At 63.8% G+C, this 20740-nt stretch carries 22 protein-coding genes; 8 read left to right on the forward strand and 14 right to left on the reverse strand.

Annotated features, from left to right (window positions below):
* Positions 1 to 3: 3 nt before the first annotated feature.
* The 3 genes from FHW83_RS01840 (at position 4) to FHW83_RS01850 (ending at position 1152) form a co-directional block, all read left to right on the forward strand.
* Complete coding sequence (locus tag FHW83_RS01840; protein WP_176644647.1) at positions 4 to 411, forward strand: hypothetical protein; 408 nt, start codon at positions 4 to 6, stop codon at positions 409 to 411.
* A 69-nt stretch (positions 412 to 480) separates the two neighbouring features.
* Entirely contained in the window at positions 481 to 792 is a 312-nt protein-coding gene (locus tag FHW83_RS01845) for a hypothetical protein (protein WP_176644648.1), read from the forward strand.
* Positions 793 to 813: 21 nt separating this feature from the next.
* The gene (locus tag FHW83_RS01850; protein ID WP_176644649.1) at positions 814 to 1152 is read left to right on the forward strand and encodes a hypothetical protein; all 339 of its coding nucleotides are present in this window, start codon (positions 814 to 816) and stop codon (positions 1150 to 1152) included.
* A 12-nt stretch (positions 1153 to 1164) separates the two neighbouring features.
* Here the strand turns inward: FHW83_RS01850 and FHW83_RS01855 are convergent, their stop codons facing one another.
* The 5 genes from FHW83_RS01855 to FHW83_RS01875 form a co-directional block, all read right to left on the reverse strand.
* Positions 1165 to 1620 carry a cache domain-containing protein gene (locus FHW83_RS01855; protein WP_176644650.1) on the reverse strand — a complete coding sequence of 152 codons (456 nt, stop codon included), beginning with the start codon at positions 1618 to 1620 and terminating at the stop codon, positions 1165 to 1167.
* 8 nt (positions 1621 to 1628) lie between these two features.
* Entirely contained in the window at positions 1629 to 2693 is a 1065-nt protein-coding gene (locus FHW83_RS01860) for a porin (RefSeq protein ID WP_176644651.1), read from the reverse strand.
* A gap of 20 nt (positions 2694 to 2713) precedes the next feature.
* Positions 2714 to 6325 (reverse strand): hydantoinase B/oxoprolinase family protein, encoded by a 3612-nt coding sequence (locus FHW83_RS01865; protein ID WP_176644652.1) that lies wholly within the window; start codon positions 6323 to 6325, stop codon positions 2714 to 2716.
* Between the two features lie 36 nt (positions 6326 to 6361).
* Complete coding sequence (locus FHW83_RS01870; protein ID WP_176644653.1) at positions 6362 to 7636, reverse strand: MFS transporter; 1275 nt, start codon at positions 7634 to 7636, stop codon at positions 6362 to 6364.
* 82 nt (positions 7637 to 7718) lie between these two features.
* Positions 7719 to 8492 carry a putative hydro-lyase gene (locus tag FHW83_RS01875; RefSeq protein ID WP_176644654.1) on the reverse strand — a complete coding sequence of 258 codons (774 nt, stop codon included), beginning with the start codon at positions 8490 to 8492 and terminating at the stop codon, positions 7719 to 7721.
* 149 nt (positions 8493 to 8641) lie between these two features.
* Between FHW83_RS01875 and FHW83_RS01880 the strand changes: the two genes are divergently transcribed.
* Positions 8642 to 9577, forward strand: coding sequence for a LysR family transcriptional regulator (locus FHW83_RS01880; protein ID WP_176644655.1), 936 nt, complete (start codon positions 8642 to 8644; stop codon positions 9575 to 9577).
* On the opposite strand, the gene FHW83_RS01885 is transcribed toward FHW83_RS01880, so the two are convergent.
* Positions 9561 to 11249 carry a pyridoxamine 5'-phosphate oxidase family protein gene (locus FHW83_RS01885; protein WP_176644656.1) on the reverse strand — a complete coding sequence of 563 codons (1689 nt, stop codon included), beginning with the start codon at positions 11247 to 11249 and terminating at the stop codon, positions 9561 to 9563. The genes FHW83_RS01880 and FHW83_RS01885 overlap by 17 nt on opposite strands.
* A 3-nt stretch (positions 11250 to 11252) precedes the next feature.
* On the reverse strand, positions 11253 to 11876 hold the full coding sequence (locus FHW83_RS01890; protein WP_176644657.1) for a glutathione S-transferase family protein: 624 nt from the start codon (positions 11874 to 11876) through the stop codon (positions 11253 to 11255).
* Between the two features lie 105 nt (positions 11877 to 11981).
* On the opposite strand from FHW83_RS01890, the gene FHW83_RS01895 reads away from it, so the two are divergent.
* Entirely contained in the window at positions 11982 to 12887 is a 906-nt protein-coding gene (locus FHW83_RS01895; protein WP_176644658.1) for a LysR family transcriptional regulator, read from the forward strand.
* Here the strand turns inward: FHW83_RS01895 and FHW83_RS01900 are convergent.
* Positions 12874 to 13776 (reverse strand): DMT family transporter, encoded by a 903-nt coding sequence (locus FHW83_RS01900; RefSeq protein ID WP_176644659.1) that lies wholly within the window; start codon positions 13774 to 13776, stop codon positions 12874 to 12876. The genes FHW83_RS01895 and FHW83_RS01900 overlap by 14 nt on opposite strands.
* Before the next feature lie 117 nt (positions 13777 to 13893).
* Here FHW83_RS01900 and FHW83_RS01905 point away from each other — a divergent pair, with 117 nt between their 5' ends.
* Genes FHW83_RS01905 through panC form a run of 3 tightly spaced genes read left to right on the forward strand, consistent with a single transcriptional unit; the run spans position 13894 to position 15937 of the window.
* On the forward strand, positions 13894 to 14103 hold the full coding sequence (locus FHW83_RS01905; protein WP_155467470.1) for a DUF3460 family protein: 210 nt from the start codon (positions 13894 to 13896) through the stop codon (positions 14101 to 14103).
* Positions 14104 to 14125: 22 nt separating this feature from the next.
* Positions 14126 to 15070, forward strand: a complete 945-nt coding sequence (locus FHW83_RS01910; RefSeq protein WP_176644660.1) for a ScpA family protein — start codon at positions 14126 to 14128, stop codon at positions 15068 to 15070.
* Between the two features lie 27 nt (positions 15071 to 15097).
* Complete coding sequence (panC, locus tag FHW83_RS01915) at positions 15098 to 15937, forward strand: pantoate--beta-alanine ligase (RefSeq protein ID WP_176644661.1); 840 nt, start codon at positions 15098 to 15100, stop codon at positions 15935 to 15937.
* On the opposite strand, the gene FHW83_RS01920 is transcribed toward panC, so the two are convergent.
* From FHW83_RS01920 to FHW83_RS01945, 6 genes are all read right to left on the reverse strand, one after another.
* Positions 15934 to 16260 (reverse strand): hypothetical protein, encoded by a 327-nt coding sequence (locus tag FHW83_RS01920; RefSeq protein ID WP_176644662.1) that lies wholly within the window; start codon positions 16258 to 16260, stop codon positions 15934 to 15936. The two genes, panC and FHW83_RS01920, sit on opposite strands and share 4 nt — an antisense overlap.
* Positions 16261 to 16326: 66 nt before the next feature.
* Positions 16327 to 17535 (reverse strand): EAL and HDOD domain-containing protein, encoded by a 1209-nt coding sequence (locus FHW83_RS01925; protein WP_176644663.1) that lies wholly within the window; start codon positions 17533 to 17535, stop codon positions 16327 to 16329.
* A 52-nt stretch (positions 17536 to 17587) separates the two neighbouring features.
* Entirely contained in the window at positions 17588 to 17977 is a 390-nt protein-coding gene (gene cheY / locus FHW83_RS01930; RefSeq protein WP_028104141.1) for a chemotaxis response regulator CheY, read from the reverse strand.
* A 123-nt stretch (positions 17978 to 18100) separates the two neighbouring features.
* Positions 18101 to 19177, reverse strand: coding sequence for a chemotaxis response regulator protein-glutamate methylesterase (locus tag FHW83_RS01935; protein ID WP_176644664.1), 1077 nt, complete (start codon positions 19175 to 19177; stop codon positions 18101 to 18103).
* A gap of 19 nt (positions 19178 to 19196) precedes the next feature.
* On the reverse strand, positions 19197 to 19796 hold the full coding sequence (gene cheD / locus FHW83_RS01940; RefSeq protein WP_176644665.1) for a chemoreceptor glutamine deamidase CheD: 600 nt from the start codon (positions 19794 to 19796) through the stop codon (positions 19197 to 19199).
* A 9-nt stretch (positions 19797 to 19805) separates the two neighbouring features.
* Positions 19806 to 20669, reverse strand: coding sequence for a CheR family methyltransferase (locus FHW83_RS01945; protein ID WP_176644666.1), 864 nt, complete (start codon positions 20667 to 20669; stop codon positions 19806 to 19808).
* Positions 20670 to 20740: the final 71 nt, after the last annotated feature.

The raw sequence follows: 20740 nt of genomic DNA on the forward strand, positions 1-20740 counted from the left end.
AACATGAACAGCAAACTGATCGCAGTGATAGCCGCCACCTGTCTGAGCGCGGTCGCCGTGGCGCAAACGGGCACCGGTCAATCCGGGCAAACCGGCCAGACCGGCAACCAAGGCTCCCAGACCAGCAGCCAGCAGCGAAGCACTGATCCGCAAAGCCGCGACAACGCCAGGACACAGGGCACCACCAATAGCAACGCCAATCGCGGCAGCACCACCGGCATGAACCGCGACGACTGCACCGGCAAGGATGGCCGCGTCGATGCCAACGGCAGCGATAACAGCCGCTCGCGCAGCCTGGCCAACTCGGTCGACACAGGCCGCAGCCGCACCGGCGCCACCGGGAATACCGCCTGCGACAACATGGGGACGCAACAGCGCGGCAGCGATACAACACCTCCTGTCCGACCATAGCACGGGAAATGCTCCTACGCCGCGTCCGCCTGTTCGGTGAAACAATGGCTGCATCCAATGGAGGCAATCATGAAAACCACTGTGGCGATATTGATGCTGACTGGTCTGCTGGGCGCAACGGCTGTTGCCCAGCAAACCACTCCCGCCCCATCAGTCAAGACCAGCGAGGGCAAGGCGGCCAAGCCCGCAAAACAGGACTGTAGCGGCATGCAAGGCGGCGTGGACGCCAGCGGTGGCGAAAGTGTCGAACAGCATGCCAAATCCAGCAAGGCCAATTCCACGAATAGCGCCAAGTGCGGTAAGCATAATCGCAAGGCCGCCACACCGGAAGCCGCGCCCACCACGGCCCATCCAGAAACCAAGGACCCGGTCCTTCGATAACCTCTTTCACAGGAGACTGTCATGAATACCAAACTGATCGCATTCTTTGCCGCGGCTGCCATGAGCATGACCGCCATCGCGCAAACCCAGACCTCGGGCACCAGCAATACCGGCACGCCGACGCAGGGCCAGAGCAACGCCACCAGCGGCGAACAAAACGCCACCGCCATGCAAAACAATAGCAACCGCCAGAACAACAAGATGGGGCAAACCGCCAAGGACCGCAAGGCCAACAAGGACAGCAAGAACAAAGCCGACTGCAATCAGGCCCATACTGACGGCAACGCGACCGCACCGGCCCACGCACCACGCGCAGGCTGCAAGGACGACACCAGCAGCACCGGCCAAACCCAGCGTTAAGCGCCAGTAAAACTACTGGTAGATGCCACACCCGACGATCACGTCATCGACGCGTTCGACGTACGTGCGCTTGGCATCGATGGTGCCGGTGCTCGGGTTAGGCCATTTGTAATCGACCCAGCCCTTGCCTTCCTTGCTCATGCCGACGGCAAGTATGTCCTTGATGAGGAACTTGCCGTCCGCATCTTTCATCTCCTTGACGTTTTTACCGACCAGCTTTTGGTTGGCACCGTTGGACGTCTCGATGCCGTCGCCATTTGCGGCAAAGGTGAAGATATAGAGGTCCTTGTGGATGAACTGACCTTTCGGATTATTGAATTCGGCGTAAGCCTTGTCCTTGCCGTGCTTTTTCAGGAATTCGCCAGCTTTTTTCACCATGGCCACAGCCTCGTCGGCCGTGCCCTTCTCGGCCGCACCGGCAACGCTCATCCACAGCATCAAGCACACCATCACAATACGCTTGAACATGGTTCCTCCTAGAAGAGATGGCGGATGCCGAGGTTGACCGCGCGATTGCCTGTGCCGCCTTCAATCGAGCTGCCGACCGTGTAGCCGGCGCCGTTCTTGTTGCGGATGTAGCCGTACACCCCGTACAAGTCGGTGCGCTTGGACAGGTAGTAGCGATAGCCGGCCGCGAACTGTTCGGCATCCTGATTGAAGCGGGTTTTATCGTTCTTGCGGATGTAGGAGCCAAGCCAGGTGCCCAGGCCTGCCGGCACCGTCACGCCGAGCAGCACCACATCGCTGTCGGTGGACGGCGTCGGCGCCACCGCCGCGCCAAACGGATTGGCCAGATTGCGCGGCAAGGCGCTGTTGACGCCCTTGTCCACGCCATACGCGAAGTGCGCCTTGGCCACGCCGAAGTCATACAGCGCGGTGAACACCGAATTGCGCGCGCTGCTGACGTTCTTCACCGTCGCCGTTTCGTTATTGCGATAGTGCGAGGACAGGCGCAACGTCAACGGCCCGCTCGCATACGCCAGCGTGCCGCCGAACTGGCGGCCGGCGCTGCTGTCGCCAGCCACTTCGCCGGCACCGTACACCACCTCGCCGCTGAAGCCATACACCACAGGCGAGGCGTATTTGACGGCATTGTCCATGCGGCTGGCGCTATTGCCGGTTGATGCCATCAGGTTCTTGGTATCTCCCGCCGTACCGGAGCCGAAAGGGTCGACCGCCGCCACCGCCAGGTACTGCGGCGTGTACTGCCGGCCGATCGTCACCGTGCCGGCACTGCCTTGCAGGCCCACGTAAGCCTGGCTCCCGAACAACAAGCCGCCCTGCCCCATGGCGCCGGTGTCGCCCTGGAAGCCATTCTCCACCAGGAAAATGGCCGACATGCCGCCGCCCAGATCCTCCGTGCCCTTGAAGCCGATGCGCGATCCGGACTCCACGCCGCTCGTCACCTTGGTGCTGGAGGCTGTGCCGCCGCTCTCACGAACCAGTGCCATATCAAAGATCCCGTACACGGTCACATTCGATTGTGCCGCCGCCATTCCCGCCGCTGCGCTCAGCGCGAGCGCCATCATGTTTTTTTTCATTGTCATCTCCCTGGTTTTGATTAAGCGCCGAAGCCGCCGCCACCCGGCGTTTCGATAGCAAAGACATCTCCTGCCCGCATCTCGGCGGTGTGCGTCGCGCCGAACTCCTCGACCGAGCCGTCGCCGCGTTCCACCCAATTGCGCCCCAGCGCGCCGGGCTGCGCGCCCTGCAGGCCAAACGGCGCGATGCGGCGGTGGCCGGCCAGGATGTTGGCCGTCATCGCCTCCAGGAAGCGGATGCGGCGCAGCGCCCCATCACCGCCGCGATGCGCACCGGCGCCGCCACTGCCGCGGCGAATCGCGTGCGTCTCCACCAGCACCGGGAAGCGCCACTCCAGCACCTCCGGATCGGTCATGCGCGAGTTGGTCATGTGGGTTTGCACGGCGGCGGTGCCGTCAAAACCCGGGCCCGCGCCCGAACCACCGGCGATGGTCTCGTAGTACTGGTGCTCGTCGTTCCCGAAGGTGAAGTTGTTCATCGTCCCCTGCGAGGCGGACATCACGCCCAGCGCACCGTACAGCGCATCGGTGACGTACTGCGACACCTCCACATTCCCCGCAACCACCGCCGCCGGATAGCGCGGATTGAGCATCGAGCCTTCGGGCACGATCAGATGCAGTGGTTTGAGCACACCTTCGTTCATCGGAATGTCGCTGTCGATCAGCGTGCGGAACACGTACAGCACGGCCGCCTTGCACACCGACAGCGGCGCGTTGAAGTTGGTCGGGCGCTGTTCGCTGGTGCCGGTGAAGTCGACGATGGCGCTGCCGTTGTCATGATCGATGGTCAGCTTCACCTGCAACAGCGCGCCGTCATCCATCTCGTAGGCGAAGCTGGCGTCGCGCAGCTTGCGGATGGCCTTGCGCACGGCCTGCTCGGCGTTATCCTGCACGTGCCGCATGTAGGCCAATACCACGTCTTCGCCGTAAGTGGCGGCGGCTTTCAGCAATTCATTGGCGCCGGTTTCGCACGCGCCGAGTTGCGCGATCAGGTCGGCGATGTTCTGATCGATATTGCGACTCGGCCAGGGGCCGGCGGCGAACAGTGCGCGCACCTCCTGTTCGAGGAACACGCCCCGGTCGACGATCTTCACGTTATCCAGCAGCACGCCCTCCTCCAGGATGCTGGTGCTGTTCGGCGGCATGGAGCCCGGCGTGATGCCACCCACGTCGCCGTGATGGCCGCGTGCCGCGACGTAGAACAGCGGCGCGTCCGCCTGCTTGCCGTAGACCGGGCACACGACCGTGATATCAGGGAGGTGGGTGCCGCCGTTGTATGGCACGTTGAGCACATACGCATCGCCGGGCGCCATGGTGGCGGCGTGTTGGCGAATCACGCACTGCACGCTATCGCTCATCGAGCCCAGATGGACCGGGATATGCGGCGCATTGGCGATCAGGTTACCCTCGCGGTCAAACACGGCGCAGGAGAAGTCCAGCCGCTCCTTCATGTTGACCGAGTAAGCCGTGTTCTCCAGCGTGGTGCCCATCTGGCGCGCGATCGCCATGAACAGGTTGTTGAAGATCTCCAGGTGAATCGGGTGCACGGCGGTGGTCATCTTGTGCGCCGCGCCGGCTGCAACCACACGCTCCAGCAGCAGCGTGTGGTCGGGCAGCACGCGCGCGCTCCAGCCGGCATCCACCACGGTGGTGGCGATGGCTTCGCGGATCAGCGCCGGGCCGGCGACGCGGCTGCCCACCGGCAGCTCGGCACGTACGTATAGCGGAATCGGCACGGTTTCGCCGTCCACATAGCTGTAGACGCGGCCATCCTCCACACTCGTGCCACCGGCCGGCACGGAGATTTCAAAACCAAGTCCATCGCTGGCGCCGATGGCCTCGGCGGAGATGGATTCGATGACCAGCGGCTGGCCTTCCATCACGAAGCCGAAACGGCTGCGGTACAAGGTGGCAAAGGCTTCTGCCATGGCCACCTCGCTGCCCAGGGCGACGACGAAGGTGGAATCGCTGTCCTGGTATTTCACGCGGGCGCACAGTTCGACGCGGATGTCGTTCTGGGCGACCTGCTGCGCCAAAAGTTCATCGGTGGCCTGCTGCGCCAGTGCGGCCAGTTGCGGCTCCAATGCGGTCAGGGTCGCATCGTTCAGCGGCTGCTCGACGGCCGCTTCACGCATGGCGCGGATGTCCGCCAGGCCCATGCCGAATGCCGACAACACGCCAGCAAATGGATGGATCGCGATCTTGCTCATACCCAGTACGTCCGCCACACGGCAAGCGTGCTGGCCGCCCGCACCGCCGAAGCAGCACATGGCGTAACGGCTGACGTCATAGCCGCGCTCCACCGAAATAGACTTGATCGCCTGCGCCATGTTGTCGACAGCGACCGCCAGGAAGCCATCCGCCACAGCCGATGGCGACAGACGCGTGCCCGTCTCGGCGTGGATCTGCTCCGCCAGCTTGCTGAAGCGGCGCACCACCACATCGCGGTCCAGCGGCTGATCGCCGTTCGGGCCAAACACGTACGGGAAGTGCTCGGGCTGGATACGGCCCAGCATCACGTTGCAGTCGGTGACCGTCAACGGGCCGCCCTTGCGATAGCTTGCCGGTCCCGGATTGGCGCCGGCCGACTCCGGACCAACCTTGAAGCGGCCGTTTTCAAAGCTGCAGATCGAGCCGCCGCCAGCTGCCACGGTATGAATGTGCATCATCGGCGCACGCACGCGCACACCGGCGACAACCGTCTCGAATACGCGTTCATAGGCGCCGTCATAGTGGGCGACGTCGGTCGAGGTGCCGCCCATATCGAAACCGATCACCTGTTTCAAGCCGATGGCTTCGCAGCTTTTGACCGCGCCAACGATACCGCCAGCGGGACCGGACAGGATCGCGTCCTTTCCCTGGAAACGGCTGGCGTCCGTCAGGCCGCCATTGGACTGCATGAACATCAGCCGGGTATCGCCGGTGTCGGCGGAGACGCGCGACACATAGTCGCGCAGAACCGGCGACAGATAGGCGTCCACCACCGTGGTGTCGCCACGGCCGACGATCTTCATCAGGGGGCTGACCTGGTGGCTGACCGAGATCTGCGTGAAGCCAGCTTCCGCCGCCAGTGCCTGCAACCGCTGTTCATGCTGAGGGTAGCGGTAGGCGTGCATCAGCACAATCGCGATCGCATCGATGCCGCGCTCACGCAGCGCCTGGAACTGGCGGCGCAACAGCGCTTCGTCCGGTGCCTGCAGCACTTCGCCGCGCGCGCCGATGCGTTCGTCGATTTCAATCACCTCCTCGTAGATCAGATCCGGCAGCGCGATGTGCATCGCAAAGATGTCCGGCCGGTCCTGATAACCGATGCGCAGCTGGTCGGCAAAACCGCGCGTGATCGCCAGCGCGGTGCGCGCGCCCTTGCGCTCGAGCAGCGCGTTGGTTGCCACCGTGGTGCCCATCTTGATGACTTCAATCTGCTCTGTCGGCAGCGGCTCGCCGGTTTTCAGTCCCAGCATCTCGCGCATGCCTTGCGTGACCGCGTCGTCGTAACGCTCCGGGCACTCCGACAGCAGCTTGTGCGTCACCAGCTTGCCGTCCGGACGGCGCGCCACGATGTCGGTGAAGGTGCCGCCACGGTCGACCCAGAATTGCCAGCGCAGTTGTTGAGCGGGGATGTCGTTTTTCATGATGATGCCTTTACGTCTGTGTATTTGATCTGTGGTTCAGGATTCGAGTTGTTTGCCGGCGGTTTCCGGCAAGGTCAGGGCCGCGAGGATCATGACGCCGTACGCGGTGCCGGCGAACACGCCAATCGCCTCGCCCAGCGCCATCGACTGGCTGCTCATGCCGATCATCAGCGGGAACAGCGAACCCACGGCGCGGCCCATGTTGTAGCTGAAGCCCTGGCCCGAGCCGCGGATGGCGGTCGGGAACAGCTCCGTCAGGAAAGCGCCCATGCCGCTGAACACACCGGACACGCAAAAGCCCAGCGGGAAGCCAAGGAACAGCATCACGCCATCGGTCACCGGCAAGCGGGTATAAGCCAGGGCGATGCACATCGAGCCGGTGGCGAACAGGATGAAGTTCTTCTTGCGGCCCAGGTAATCGGTCAGGAAGGCGCTGACGATGTAGCCGACGTAGGAGCCGACAATCACCATCGCCAGATAGCCGCCGGTGCCCAGCACAGTCAGATGGCGCTCGGTCTTGAGGAAGGTCGGCAGCCAGGTGGTGATGGCGTAGTAGCCGCCTTGTGCGCCGGTGGTCAGCAGCACGGCGCGCAGCGTCACGCTCAGCATCTTAGGCGAGAAGATCTGCCAGAACGATGGCTGGCCTTCGGCACGCGCCGCTTTCTTCTTCACGGCCACGTACACTTCCGGCTCGTCGACAAAGCGGCGGATGAAGATCACGAACAGCGCGGGCAGGATCCCCAGCAGGAACAGCGATCGCCATGCCCACTCCGCCGGCAGCAGCGAGAACATCAAGGCATACAGCAATGCGGACACGCCCCAGCCGATCGCCCATCCCGCCTGCACCATGCCGACCGCTTTGCCACGGTCCTTGGCGCGTATGACTTCGCCAATGAGGATGGCGCCAGCCGTCCACTCGCCGCCCATGCCAAAGCCCATCAGGCCGCGCGCCCACAGCAGTTGCGTGAAGTTCTGCGCCAGGCCGCACAGCACGGTGAAGAAGGCAAACCAGAGTATCGTGATCTGCAGCGCTTTCACGCGGCCGATGCGGTCGGACAGGATGCCGGCGATCCAGCCGCCGGCGGCGGAAGTCAGCAGCGTAACGGTGCCGATCAGGCCCGCGTCGCCCTTGGACAGGCCCCAGGTGGCGATCAGCGTTGGAATGACGAAGCTGAGAAACTGCGTGTCCATCGCGTCCAGCGCGTAACCGATCTTGCAACTCCAGAAGGTGCGGCGCTCCTTGCCCGTCAAGGCGAAGAACCAGGAAAAGAATCCTTCCCGCTGTTCGGTGCTTAGTGCTTGTGTGCTCATCGTGTTCCCCTTTTTGAAGGCGCAGCGGTCCCCGTTCGGGCCGGTGGTGCCGGCCCGTTGTGGTGCTGCGCTGTTTTTTTAATTAAAAAGCTGCGAGTGAAGAATTGAGTATGTCGGTCACCAGCATGTAGCCTGGCTGGTGGGTGATCACCAGCGGCAGACGCGCATGGCGTATGGCTTCCTGCGGCGTCACGCCGCAAGCCCAGAACACCGGTATTTCATCGGGCATGATCTCGACGGCATCGCCGTAATCGGGCTGCATGATGTCGGCAATGCCGATCAGGCGCGGATCGCCCAGATGAACAGGCGCGCCGTGCACCGCCGGATAGCGGCTGGTGATCTGAATCGCGCGGATGGCGTCGGCCGCCTTCATCGGCCGCATCGACACCACCATCTCGCCGCCGAACGGGCCGGCGGGATGGTTACGGACGTTGGTGCGGAACATGGCGACATTGCGGCGCTGCTCCACGTGGCGCAGGCGGATGCCCGCCTCCAGCAGCATGTGCTCAAACGAGAACGAGCAGCCGATGGCAAACACCACCAGATCGTCACGCCAGACCTCATGCAGCGCCCAGGTTTGCTCGGCCAGTTTGCCTTCGCGGTAAATGTTGTAGCCGGGCGTGTCGCTGCGGATGTCGAGGTCCGCCCCCAGGCGAGGCAGGTTCCACTGTCCCGGCTCGCCCACCGCCAACAGGGGGCAGGCGCGCTGGTTGCGTTGGCTGAACTGCAGGAAGTCATGGGCATGCGCCTGCGGCAGGATGACCAGGTTGGCTTGGGCGTAAGGACCGCAGTAACCCGCGGTGGGCTGGCGGAAGGCGCCGCTACGGACCTGCTGGCGCAATTCAAGTGGTGTCATGGCTGGCTCGCTAATCATATTAAAACTGCATGAGATAAGAATAATCTCGAATAACCACACAGGCTATCTAGTTATTGTTGCTGTTGTTGTTTAGTTTTTCTTACCGTGCCGCGCTATCCTGGTGCATGGGGTTAAGGTATTCTTGTTGCATGAATACCCGCTTCCCGGAGACTTTCGTCATCCTCGCCCAGCTGCGCAGCTTTCGCGCAACGGCGCAGGCGCTGCACGCCACGCCCGCCGCGATCTCGCTGCGCATCAAGACGCTGGAGGAGGAGCTGCAGACGGAGCTCATAGACCGCAACAGCAAGGACTTCCGTCTTACCGCCAATGCCGAATACCTGCTGGGCCACGCTAAAGCGGTGGTCGACGCGACCCGCCGCCTGCAGGCGGCGGCGCACAAAGATAGTGCGGTGCGCGGCCGCTTGCGCCTGGGCGTGATCGAATCGGTGGTGCACAGCTGGCTGGCGCAATACATCCGTGAGCTGAACGCTCTGTATCCGGAAATCGAAGTCGACCTGGCGGTCGACATGAGCAATGTGCTGGAGCGCCGGCTGCGCGCCCGCGAGCTGGATCTGGTGATTCAGGTGGAGGGGGTGGAAAGCAGCGATATCGTTTCCGAAGCGCTGGCGGCCTATCCGCTGCATTGGATCGCCCGCAAAGGCCTGCTGGATCCGCGTAAGGAGGGTTTGAATCAGCGCCTGTTGCAACTGCCTATCCTGACCTTCGGGCGCGGCACCGCGCCGCACCGCATGCTGGAGGAAATCGTCAGCAAGATGGCGAATCTGGCGATGGTGCCGTTGGAGCAGACCCGCATCACCTGCTCGCCGTCGGTGGCGGCGATTGTGCAGCTGATGAAGGATGGTTATGGCGTGGCCGCGATACCCAGCCTGTTCGTGGCGGGTTTGCTCGACAGCGGTGAATTCGTCGAGCTCCCGGTGCAGCCGGAGCCGCCGTCGATTATCGTCTCCATGTGCTTCCACACCAATGCCGAGATGCTGGTGCATGCCGCGGCCAACGCGGCACGCCAGTCCTGCGCCAGCTATTGCGCGCAGGTCGATCCGCGCTACATCAAGTCGCTGGGCTGAGGACCGCGCGACTCGGACCGAACGCTTCGAAGCGAATCCGCTGGTCGGGCACATCCAGCTCGCGCAGGGCGGCGTACATCGTTTGCATGAAACCGGCCGGCCCGCACAGGTAGACATCGTAATCGCCGGGCGGCAGCAGTTGGCGCAGGCGCTGGAGGTCGAGCCGCTCACGCTGCACGTGCACCGCCAGGTTGTTGTGCCCCGCCGCCAGCGTTTGCAGGTGCACGGCAAACGGATGCGCCACCTCTCGCGCGCCGTGGATGAAGTAGATCGGATGACGGTGGCGCGTGCGGCTGCCGTTCACCAGCACGCTGTTCAGCATGGCGATCATGGGCGTGATGCCGATACCGGCAGAGAGCATCACCACCGGACGCTGCGTGCCTTCTTCAAACACGAAGTCGCCGCCAGGCCCCATCAACTCGATCTGCCCTCCGGGCGCAAGATGCGCGTGCAGCCACGCCGACACCACGCCGGCGCGCTTGACGCTGATGCGGTAGCCGCGGCCATTGGCGGCATCGGAAATCGTGTAGCTGCGCTCCTGCGAAGCTGCGCCGCCCTCGGCCCACGCAGGCACCCGCAGCGTGATGTATTGTCCCGGCGCGTGCACCGCCACGCCGAAGCCGTCCGCAGGCTCCAGGTAGAACGAACGCACATCGGCGCTTTCCTGCACCACTTTCACCACGTTGAACGGACGCCAGCTTTGCGACATCACAGCGGCAGATTGCGCGCGGTCCGCTTCGCTCCAGCTGCCGGTACGGGCCACTTGCATGGCCGGCTGCGCGTCGGTCCAGCGGAACGGCAGCGCGGCGACGTTGCGCACCACTTCACGCACATGGAAGCGCAGCAGCCGTTCGGCGCCAGCGAAGGCCTGCAGCTGCGGGCCATCCCAGATTATCTCTGCATCCACCGCGATATGCAGCATGTCGCCGCGCTCGAAGTCAATGAACAGCAGCCCGGCGCGCGGATACTCATTCACGTTGCCCAGCGTGTTGAAGAAGAAGTTGCCGACGAATTCGGGGGAGGTCAGCGTGCGCTCGTCATCGATGCGCACAAAGCCCGGCCGGCCGCCGCGATGCGATACGTCGACGCCGCGCCCACGGCCCGCATCTTCGTTCATGTTGGCGGTGGCGATAAAGAAGGTGTCGGCGCGGGCGATCAGTTCGCGGTCGGCCGCCGTCAGCGCCACGCCACGCAGCACCTGCACTTTATGGCCATCATCCGGCGCGGCGCTGTGCTGGCGGTGCTGAATGTACTGCGGGCAGTTGCCGAAGCTCTGCGTCACGGCGATGCGCAGCCCACCCTCGTCCGCCGCCACAATCTCGCCATTCACGCGATTGCGGCGGCGCGTGGTCGGCTCCAGGCCAAGGCCGCCCACGTGATCGCCAACGCGCAGTTGCCCTTCCAGCGGGTCGCCCGCCAGCATGCCGCCGCCGCCGATGTGCAGCGTGCGTTCATCCGGCGTGCTGACAAAGCCGGGATCGTCCGCCAGCATGGTCGCCCACGGCTGGCCCGACGCATCCAGCGCGCCAAGGAAGAAGAACGGCAGCGACGCATAAAACTGGCGATGCTGCTCCGGCATGAAGTCGCGGATGAACGCCGCCGCGCCGGCCATGTGATCGCGCACGCCTACGCGCTCCTGGATCGCCAATTCGCCAGCGTGGAAGGGCGTCATGATTTATACCTCCTCTGGCGCCAGGCCGGCTTTGGTGGCCGGCATCGGCACAAAGCCCGGCAGCGCGCGGATGTTGTTGAGCCACGCGCGGATGTGCGGGTACGGCTTCAGCGACACGCCGCCTTCCGGCGCGTGGGCGATGTAGGTGTAGCCGGCGATGTCGGCAATGGTGGCGTGCTCGCCCACCAGCCAGCGGCGGCCTTGCAGCTCGCGTTCCATCACGTCGAACAGGCGCACGGCCATGGTCTTGGCGGCTTCATGATCGCGCGGCGCGTTGAACACGGTCACCAGCCGCGCCGTGGCGGGGCCGCCCGCGATTTTGCCGGCGGCGACCGACAGCCAGCGCTGCACATGGGCGCCGGCCACGGGATCGCGCGGCAGCCAGCGGCCGCTGTCGTCATATTTGGACGCCAGGTAGACCAGGATGGCGTTGGAGTCGGCCAGCGTGACCTCGCCATCCTGCAGCACGGGGATTTCGCCAAAGGCGTTCATGCGCAGGAAAGGTTCTTTCTTGTGCTCGGCGTTGGCCAGGTCGACCGTCACATAGTCATGCGGCAGGTTCAACAGGTTCAGGAACAGTTGCACGCGGTGGGTGTGGCCGGAAAGTGGAATGCCGTACAGTTTCATGATGACTCCTTGGTTGGTGATGAGGCCAGTATAGGGAGCCGCCATCGTCCTGATAAGCCGGACAAATGCGGAATCACAGTCCACTTAAAGTGTACAATTAAGGTCATGATCGATCTCAGCACCATCAACCTCAACCGCCTGACCACCTTTGTTGCCGTGGTGGAGGCCGGCTCGCTCACCGCCGCCGCCGAGCGGCTGGGGCTGGCCAAGTCCATGGTCAGCAAGCATATGCAGTTGCTGGAGCAGGAAATCGGCGTCGGCCTGCTGCTGCGTTCCACCCGCAAGCTGAGTTTGACCGAGGCGGGCCGCAGCTTTTACGAATCGAGCCGCCAGCTGCTGCAGGCGGCGGAACAGGCCATCGAGCAGGCGCGCAGCGGGCGCCACGCGCCGCAGGGCACGCTGCGCGTGGCCTCGCCCATCGATTACGGCGTGATTGTGGTGTCGCCGGTGCTGGCGCAGCTGCGCGCGCGCTACCCGGCGCTGAAAATCGACCTGACCTGCGGCGACCATCGCATCGACCTGATCGCGGAAGGCATCGACGTCACGGTACGGCTGGGCAAGCTGGCCGATTCCGGCCACATGGCCACACGGGTGGACACGTTGACGCGCTGGCTGGTGGCCAGCCCGGCCTTCCTGGCCGCCCACGGCACGCCGGCCACGCCCGACGATTTGCCGGCGCTGCCTTACATCGCCCTGTCCGTGATCCCGCAGCCGACGCAGTTCACGCTGAGCGATCGCGACGGCAACGAGGTCGAGGTGCGCATGCGGAACACGGTGTTTTCCACCAACACCGCCTATGCCACGCGGGCGGCGGCGCTGGCCGGCGACGGCATCCTGCGCGCCACCACGTTTTCCGTGAAGGAGGATGTGGCGGCGGGCCGGCTGGTGCGCGTGCTGCCCGACTGGTCGCTGCCGGAGAGCGATATTCACGCGGTCTACCCCGCCACCTCCCACTTGCCGCAGAAGGTGCGCGTCTTCATCGACGCGCTGAAGGCGGCTACCGGCGGCTAGCCGACACCACAATGCCGCCGACGATCAGCGCGAAGGCGGCGGCGTGGTAGCCATGCGGCGCTTCGCCAAGAAAGGCCGAGGACAACACGGCCGTGAACAGCGGCGTCAGGTTGACGAAGAAGGCGCCCACCGACGGCCCGGCCTCGCGCACGCCCGCGCCCCAGCAGCCAAAAGCGATGATCGCCGGGCAGGTGGCCACGTACAACAACGCCGCCGCCAGCGCCCAGCTCCACTGCACCGGAATCGCGCCCAGCCCCTGCTCGCCCAGCGCGAACGCGCCCGACCACAGCGCGCCGAACGCCACTTGCGCCAGCAGGAAGCTGGCCCAGTTGGCGCGCACTTCGGCCGGTTCCCTGGCGCGCAGCAGCAGCCAGCTGTACAGCGACCAGGCGATGGTGGCCAGTATCATGAACAAGTCGCCCGCCACCAGCCGCAATTCCAGCACATGGCGCCATTCGCCGCGCGCCAGCACCAGCAGCACGCCGGCAATCGACAGCAGCGCCCCAGCCACCTGCTTGCGGCTGACCGGCACGTCGAAAAACAGGCGGCCGGTCAACATCATCCATACCGGCATGCCGGACGCCACCAGGGTGACGTTGATCGGGGTCGAGCTTTGCAGCGCCATGTATTGCAGCGCGTTATACATGCCGATGCCCAGCAGCCCGAGGATGGCGTAGGTTTTCCAGTGCCGCCACAGCCCGGCCTCGCGGCGGAACACCGGTCCGGCCAGCGGCAGCAGGATGAAGAAGGCGATGGCCCAGCGCAGGAAGTTCAGCAGCACGGGCGGCACCATGTCGTGCACCAGGCGGCCAACGATGGCGTTGCCGGCCCACAGCAGCGGCGGCAGGGTCAGCAGGAAAACGGTTTTGGGAGTCAGGCGAGCGGTCATTTTTACTATTCGTGCAACATTATCCGCTAGAGCATACCCCATCGCGAGCGATAGAAATAGCGCGGGGACGCTGCGGCGCGGTAAAATAACCGTTGCTGATCCACCCTCTTAGTTAATATGAAACTTTCTAAACAACATTCGATGTACGAATCCGAGCACACCCTGTTCATCAAGGCGTTGAAGGAAAAGAATCCTGGCATTGAAGAAGGCCAGCAAAAAGGTCGCGCACTGCTGTGGGACCGTCCACCGATCTCGCTGGATGAGCAACAGCGTCAGCTGGAATCGGCCGTGAAGCAACAAGCTTACGTCTACCAGAACAAGGTCTAAGCTCACCACGCGGGCGGCGAGGATGTTGCCAGACGATACGGCTGACTTGGAGCCGCCGGTACCGGAAGCCGACCTCGGCACGCCGGACGCCGGCCCCAACCCGCTCGACGAGGCGGCGGCAGCCGTCGCCGGCCCCGCCGCTGAAGCCGAGGCCGCCGCGGCCGAGGCGGCGGCCGTGACGGCCGAAGTCTCCGCCCTCGCCCGCCTGTACGGCGAGCCGCTGCTCAAGCTGCCGACCGACCTCTACATCCCGCCCGACGCGCTGGAAGTCTTCCTCGACGCGTTCGAAGGTCCGCTCGACCTGCTGCTGTACCTGATCCGCAAGCAAAACTTCAACATCCTCGACATTCCGATGGCGCAGCTGACGCTGCAATACCTGAAGTACGTCGACCAGATCCGCCTGTCCAATCTGGAGCTGGCGGCCGAATACCTGTTGATGGCCGCCATGCTGATCGAGATCAAGTCGCGCATGCTGCTGCCGCAGCGCCAGGCCGATCTGGACGTGGAAGCGGACGACCCGCGCGCCGAGCTGGTGCGCCGCCTGCTGGAATACGAACAGATCAAGCTGGCGGCCTACGACCTCAACGCCATCCCGCAGATCGACCGCGACTTCGTCCGCACCCAGATCTTCATCGAGCAAAGCCTCACGCCGACCTGGCCGCACGTCGAGGCGATCGACCTGCAGCAAGCGTGGATGGACGTGATGAAGCGCGCCAAGCTGACACAGCACCACAAAATCAGCCGCGAGGAACTGTCGGTGCGCGAGCACATGACCAGCATCCTGCGCCGCCTGCAATCGACCCGCTTTGTCGAGTTCGCCGACCTGTTCGACGTCGCCGGCGGCGTGCCGGTGGTGGTGGTGAACTTTGTGGCGCTGCTGGAGCTGGCCAAGGAAACCCTGATTGAAATCACCCAGGCCGAACCGTTCGCACCGATTTACGTGCGGCTGGCCTACTCGCCAGCGTGAGCCGGCCATAAGAATGAGCACACCACCATGAAAATCATCACCTCCATTGAAGAACTGCGCGACCAACTGAGCGGCCAGCTGCGCACGGCGTTTGTCCCGACCATGGGCAATCTGCACGAGGGCCACCTGTCGCTGATGCGCCTGGCGCGCAAGCACGGCGACCCGGTGGTGGCCTCTATCTTCGTCAACCGTCTGCAGTTCGGCCCGAACGAGGACTTCGACAAGTATCCGCGCACCTTCCAGGCCGACGTGGAGAAGCTGGAGAAGGAAGGCGTGTACGTGCTGTTCGCGCCGACCGAGAAGGATCTGTATCCGGAGCCGCAGGAGTACCGTGTGCAGCCGCCGGACGGCCTCGGCAACACGCTGGAGGGCGAGTTCCGCCCGGGCTTCTTCAACGGTGTGTGCACGGTGGTGACCAAGCTGTTCTCGTGCGTGCAGCCGCGCGTGGCGGTGTTCGGCAAGAAGGATTACCAGCAGCTGATGATCGTGCGTAACATGACGCGCCAGTTCGCCATGCCGACCGAGATCATCGCTGCCGAGACCTATCGCGCCGATGACGGCCTGGCGCTGTCGTCGCGCAATATGTACCTATCGGAAGCGGAGCGCGCTGAGGCGCCGGCGCTGTACCAGGCGCTGAACGACGTGGCCAACGAGGTGCGCTCGGGCCATCTGGATGTGTTCCAGCTCGAACACAAGGCGATGGACGACCTGGCCAAGCGCGGCTGGAAGCCGGATTACATCTCGATCCGCAAGCGCAACGACCTGCAACCGCCAAACGCCGGCGACCTGGCGCAAGGCACGCCGCTGGTGGTGCTGGCCGCGGCCAAGCTCGGCACGACCCGCCTGATCGACAATCTGGAAATCTAAGGCTTGGCCGCAGGCGGCACGGCCGGCACCACGGCCGGGGGCGTTGCAGGAGGCTGATGCGACAGTAAATTCACCATCAACCCAGCCATCCCGAGGAAGGTTGCAACGAACATCGCGATCATGGCGCTGAGCAACCCGGCTATCCACTTGATAATCTCGGCCTTCGCCGTTTCAATCGCACTGACTATCTTGGCATCAACCGCGTCGAAACGGGCATGTACGGTTGTAAAACGCTCGGTCAGTACCAGGCGCAGGTCATCAACGGCGGTGCGGACGTCGCCCACCTTGTTGTCGATGTACTCTCTGTCGGAATTGGCGTTCATGATGGGATCATCATGCGCCGCGCGACCGTGAGCGTCAACCGCCGCGCGTGCGGGGTTTGAGGCAGGTCAAGCGGCGACGTTTTGCGCCCACGCCAGGGCCGAGAGGTGGGCTTTGTTGACGTCAAGCGGGCTCAGCTTCAAGGCCGCAGCCAGCGACGCCACCAGGTCGGAATTCAGCTCGCAGGCCTCGGCCAGCGCCAGGTAAGGACCATACTTGCCGCTGCGCGTGAGCAGCGCCGCCACCACGTCGTCGGACAGCTGGATATTGGCCAGCACTTCCTGCATCGGGATGCCGAGCAGCCGGTCCAGCAGCGAGAACATGCCAGCCACGAACACATTCTCCGCCTCGCTCTTGCCCAAGGCCGGCTGCGCCAGCAGCTCGGCCAGGCGGCCGCGCACCACCGCCGTCTCCAGCAGCACCGGCGAATAGCCCGAGGTGCTGGCGGTCGCCAGCAGCAAGGTCAGCCAGCGGTACAGCGGCGTGTAGCCCAGCAGGGTCAAGGCCTGGCGCAGGGACTGCACCTCCCTGCCCGCGCCAAAGCCGGCCGAATTGATGAAGCGCAGCAGCTTGTAGGACAGCGTGGCGTCGCGCTTGAGCACCGCCTCCAGCTGGGCGATGTCGGCGTTCTGCCGCACCATCTGCATCAGCTGCATGATGATGGTCTGGGCCGGATTCAGGCCCTTGCTGTCGGTGGAAGGACGCGGCGTCAGGTGCAGCTTGCCGACAAAGGCGTTCAGCCCCAGCGCCGCGCAGGCGTCGAAATCGGCCCAGTTGCTGACCGGCCGCGCGATCATGCCCACCGTCGATTGTTTCAGGGCCGCGTAGGTACGCGCCTGCGCGCCCACGTCCGCGCCCGAAAAGCGCATTTCCACGTAGGACGCCATGGTCGGCAGGCGCGTGCCGATGCGGGCCAGGTCGGCCTCGCGCAGCAGCACGCCGACGCCGCCGGCGCGCAGCCCCTGCACCGCCGCCATGGTATCGGGATTGGCCAGCTCGGCCGCCTTGATCGACAGCACGGTGTGCTCCGGCGGCAGCGCGTGCAGCGCGTCGGTCGACAGCATGGCGGGTACGGCTTCAAGGAAAAGGGTTTTGTCCCGCAACAACCAGCCGTCATCCTCATCGAGGACCTGGCTGGCGACGAAACCGACCAGCGACTCCAGCGCGTCAAGCGTGGAACCGCCAGCCGAGGCTTGCTGCCACGTCAGTTCGTAGCCAACGACCCGTTGTTTCGGGTCCAGCAGGGGTTCGCGAACGAGAAAGTTGGTTTGGTGCATGGCACTATCGCGTAAACAAGGTCCGCACCCCCTGCTTTATTACTTGACGATATCAAGCTCCGAGTTTTTCGAAGATCTTGTTCAGTTTTTCGTCCAGCGTGGCGGCGGTGAATGGCTTCACCACATAGCCGTTGGCGCCGGCCTGCGCCGCCGCGATGATGTTTTCCTTCTTGGCTTCGGCGGTCACCATCAACACCGGCAGCTTGGCCAGGGCTGGATCGGCACGGATGTTTTGCAGCATGGTCAGGCCGTCCATGTTCGGCATGTTCCAGTCGGACACGACGAAGTCGAACTGCTCCGCACGCAGCTTGGCCAGCGCCATCACGCCGTCTTCCGCCTCGTCGACATTGGCATAACCCAGTTCTTTTAACAGATTCCGGACGATGCGACGCATCGTCGAAAAATCGTCAACAACTAAAAATTTCATCTTTGGATCAGCCATGAATTGCTCCGTTGATTCTCTACGCGGTTGTTAATAGTGCCTACACTTGGCAACAAGTTGTAGGATAGCATTTTCGTTGCTTGAAGGCGAACAAAGTAGCAGTAAAACGTCACAGTTGTACATTTAAACACGCAAGGCGCGCATGCCGTGCTGTGCGAGGTAGCCCAGCACCATGCCCGGCAGCGCCTGCAAAGCACCAACTTCGTGCGTCGCCCCCACCGCGATCGCCTCGCGCGGCATCCCAAACACCACGCAACTGGCCTCGTCCTGTGCAAAATTATACGCCCCGGCGCCCTTCATCTCCAGCATGCCGGCCGCGCCGTCCTTGCCCATGCCAGTCAGGATAACACCGACTGCGTTTTTACCGGCGGCTTGCGCGGCGGAACGGAACAACACGTCGACCGAGGGACGGTGGCGGTTGACCGGCTCGGCCTGGTCGATGCGGGTCATGTAGTTGGCGCCGCTGCGGGTCAGGTACAGGTGCGAGTGGCCGGGCGCGATGTAGGCGTGGCCCGGCAGCACCCGTTCGTTGCCCTGCGCCTCCTGCACCGAGATCTTGCACAGCGAGTCCAGCCGCTTGGCGAACGAGCGCGTGAAGCCTTCCGGCATGTGCTGGGTGATCAGGATGCCGGGGCAGTCGGACGGCATCTGCATCAGGAATTCGCGGATCGCCTCGGTGCCGCCGGTGGAGGCGCCGATGATGATCAGCTTCTCCGACGACAGCAGCGGGTTGCGCAAGGCCGACAGCGGCGCCGCGCCCTGCCCCTCGGCGCCCGGCTGCGGCAGGCGGCGCGCCTGCACCCGCGCCTTGGAGGCGGCGCGGATCTTGTCGGTGATCAGGTCGGTGTACTCGCGCATGCCGGCCTGGATCGAGATTTTCGGCTTGGTGACGAAGTCCACCGCGCCCAGCTCCAGCGCGCGCATGGTGATCTCGGAGCCGCGCTCGGTCAGCGAGGACACCATCACCACCGGCATCGGCCGCAGGCGCATCAGTTTTTCCAGGAAATCGAGGCCGTCCATCTTCGGCATCTCGACGTCCAGCGTCAGCACGTCGGGATTGGTTTGCTTGATCAGTTCGCGCGCCACCAGCGGATCGGGGGCCACGCCCACCACTTCCATGTCGGGCTGCGAGTTGATGATTTCGGTCATCACGCTGCGGATCAGTGCGGAGTCGTCGCACACCAGGACTTTGATCTTCATAAAACTGCCTTCTTATTATCTAAAACAGATCGATCTCACCCGCCACCGGCGCCACCTTGAGGCGGCTGGCGTATTCGATCTCGCGTTTGACCAGGGTATCGTTATGGCTTTGCATCAGCTTCTTGACCAGCACCTTGCCGGTGCGCGGGAAGAAGTAGACCTTGCGCGGATAGATGTCGTTCAAATCCTCCGCCACCACGCGGATGCGCTCCACCTTCAGGAAGTTGAGCACAAACGCGGCGTTGCGTTCGCCGACGTTGATGGCGGTGAAGCCCTTCAGCACCGCGCCGCCGCCGAACACCTTGGCCTCCATGTTCTCGCGCTTGGCGCCGGCCTTGAGCAAGTCGTTGATCAGGATCTCCATGGCGTAGGTGCCATAGCGCGCCGAGGCCGACACCGGGCTGCCGGTGTCGCCGCCGCCGTCCGGCAGCATGAAGTGGTTCATGCCGCCCAGGCCGGTCACGCGGTCGCGGATGCAGGCCGACACGCAGGAGCCCAGCACGGTCACGATCAACATGTCCTTGTTGGTGAAGTAGTACTCGCCCGGCAAGATCTTGGCCGCCTGGCAGTCGAACGTCCGGTCGTAATAGACGTTCGTGGCAAATTGTTCAAGGTCCATGTTTTATTCTCATGTGCGTTGCGGTGCTTTGCGGGCCGCGGCGCCGTCGTCCAGTTCATAGACGGTCTTGCCGCGCAGTTTCAACGACTCCGAGACATACAGGAAGTTCTCCGAGTGCCCCGCGAACAGCAGCGCATCCGGTTTCATCAACGGTACAAAACGGGACAGGATCTTGCGCTGGGTCGCCTTGTCGAAGTAGATCATGACGTTCCGGCAAAAGATCGCGTCGAACTGGCCGCTGATCGGCCAGCTGTCGGCAAGCAGATTCAACTGCTTGAACGTGATCATATTACGCAATTCCGGGCGCACGCGGGCCATGCCTTCACGGTCGCCCTTGCCCTTCAGGAAGAAGCGGCGCTGGCGCTCGGGCAGCATCTTGTCCAGCCGGTCCATGGTGTAGACGCCGTTGGCGGCGTGGGCCAGCACGTTGGTGTCGATGTCGGTGGCGATGATCTGGCAGTTCGGCGTCAGCGTGTTGAAGGCCTCGCACACGGTCATGGCGATCGAATACGGTTCCTCGCCGGTGGAACTGGCGGAGCACCAGATGGTCAGCGGCTCGCGCTTGCCCTTGATGTGCTCGGCCAGCAGCGGGAAATGGTGGGCTTCGCGGAAGAACGAGGTCAGGTTGGTGGTGAGGGCGTTGGTGAACGATTCCCACTCCTCGCCCAGGCGCCCGGCCTCCAGGTCATCCAGGTACTTGGAGAAGGAGTCGATGCCGGTGGCGCGCAGGCGGCGCGCCAGGCGGCTGTACACCATTTCCTGCTTGCTGTCGGCCAGCGAAATGCCGGCCCGCTTGTAGATCAGGCCGCGCACACGCTCGAAATCCCTGGCGTTGAAGTCAAATTCCTTGACCGTATCTTTTGATTGCGGCATATGTTAAATCCTTTTTGATACCCACGTCATTCCCGCGCAGGCGGGAATCCATGCTGAGTATGGGCTCCCGC

Source organism: Duganella sp. SG902 (assembly GCF_013376005.1).
Taxonomy (GTDB): Bacteria; Pseudomonadota; Gammaproteobacteria; order Burkholderiales; family Burkholderiaceae_D; genus Rugamonas.